The organism is Polaromonas sp. (genome assembly GCF_030680935.1).
Lineage (GTDB): Bacteria > Pseudomonadota > Gammaproteobacteria > Burkholderiales > Burkholderiaceae_C > Polaromonas.
Map to the genome: position 1 here is coordinate 1 of NZ_JAUXUP010000081.1, position 1,423 is coordinate 1,423.

1 protein-coding gene is annotated in these 1,423 nt (G+C 62.3%); it reads right to left on the minus strand.

Annotated elements, in window-relative coordinates; genetic code table 11:
- Positions 1 to 1,423 (minus strand): CoA-acylating methylmalonate-semialdehyde dehydrogenase (locus tag Q8L50_RS18855; RefSeq protein ID WP_305350175.1); only part of this gene is annotated, 1,423 nt, incomplete at both ends.

Sequence of the window (1,423 nt, forward strand, 5' to 3'; positions counted from 1 at the left end):
CCCTTGCCAATACTCTCAGGCCAGCGCTGCATGATGGACTTCTGCTTGGTGTAGAAGCGCACCCCTTCTTCCCCATAGGCATGCATGTCGCCGAACAGGCTCTTCTTCCAGCCCCCAAAGCCATGCCAGGCCATCGGTACCGGAATCGGCACATTGATGCCCACCATGCCCACCTGAATGCGCCTTGAGAACTCACGCGCCACATGGCCGTCCCGGGTAAAGCAGGAGACCCCGTTGCCAAACTCATGGGCATTGATCAGCTCCACCGCCTCCTTGAGGTCCTTGACCCGCACACAGCCCAGTACCGGGCCAAAGATCTCTTCCTTGTAAATCTTCATCTCCGGCGTCACATGGTCAAACAGCGTGCCGCCCATCCAGAACCCGGCTTCGCAGCCAGTGCCTGCATCCTTGCCGGTGAAGCTGCGGCCATCGACCAGCAGTTTGGCGCCTTCCTTGACCCCGGCATCGATGTAACCGGTGATCCGGCTGTGCGCCGCCGCCGTCACGATCGGCCCCATCTCCGCATCCAGATGCACGCCGTCCTTGACGATCAGGGTTTTGGCTCTGGCCTGCAGCATGGGAACGAGCTTGTCAGCCACATCGCCCACCAGCACCGCCACCGAGATCGCCATGCAGCGCTCACCGGCCGAGCCGTAACCGGCCCCTATCAGCGCGTCCACCGCCTGCTCCAGATCAGCATCCGGCATCACCACCATGTGGTTCTTGGCCCCACCCAGGGCCTGCACCCGTTTGCCGTGGTGCGCCCCAGTCTCATAGATGTAGTTGGCAATCGGGGTAGAACCCACGAAAGACACGGCTTTGACGTCCGGGTGCACCAGCAGGGCATCGACCGCCTCTTTGTCACCCTGGACCACATTGAAGACGCCGTCGGGCAGGCCGGCTTGTTTCAAGAGATCGGCCATGAACAGGCTGGCGCTCGGATCAATCGGACTCGGTTTGAGCACAAAGCAGTTGCCGGCGGCAATCGCTACCGGGAACATCCACATCGGCACCATCACCGGAAAGTTAAACGGCGTGATGCCGGCGACCACCCCCAAGGGCTGGCGCAGGGTCCAGTTGTCAATACCGGTGGAGACCTGGTCGGTGAAGTCGCCCTTGAGCAGCTGGGGGATGCCGCAGGCAAATTCCACAATATCAATGCCGCGCGAGACCTCGCCCTGGGCGTCGGTGAAGACTTTGCCGTGTTCGGCGGTGATCAGGTGGGCCAGTTTGTCTTTGTTCTGGTTGAGCAGTTCGAGGAACTTGAACATCACCCGGGCGCGGCGAATCGGTGGGGTGTCGGCCCAGGCGGGGAAGGCGGCAACCCCTGCGGCAACTGCAGCATCGACTTCAGCGGCGTTGGCCAGGGCCACGCGGCCTGTCACTGCTCCGCTGGCAGGGTTGAAGACGGGCTGGCTGCGGC